The organism is Pseudomonas sp. C11, from assembly GCF_034683865.1.
Lineage (GTDB): Bacteria > Pseudomonadota > Gammaproteobacteria > Pseudomonadales > Pseudomonadaceae > Aquipseudomonas.
The window spans coordinates 1-266 of record NZ_JAWIIP010000057.1 but is presented as its reverse complement, the minus strand read 5'-3'; the positions used below and the strand labels follow the sequence as shown (position 1 = coordinate 266).

The window sequence follows — 266 nt, the reverse complement described above, 5'->3', positions numbered from 1 at the left end:
CAGATCCTGCGACAGGTTGATGTCGCCGGTTGGGTTCTGCAGTTTGCCGAGCTGATCCAGCTCGCGGGTCAGGCCCTGGCGCAGGCTGATGATGTCGAAGCCCACCTGCATCAGCAGCGGCTTGATCGAGCCGCCCTGTTGCTCGAGCAGCGCCTGCAGCAGGTGCAGCGGCTCGATGGCGGCATGATCCTTGCCCACCGCCAGGGATTGGGCGTCGGAGAGTGCAAGTTGCAGCTTGCTGGTCAAACGATCGATACGCATAAATG

Annotated in this window: 1 protein-coding gene; it reads right to left on the bottom strand. The window is 62.0% G+C overall.

Annotated features, from left to right (window positions below; translation table 11 throughout):
• Positions 1 to 261: Clp protease N-terminal domain-containing protein (locus tag VC352_RS24905; RefSeq protein WP_322982166.1), on the bottom strand; the 261-nt coding region annotated here is incomplete at its 3' end.
• Positions 262 to 266 lie beyond the last annotated feature (5 nt).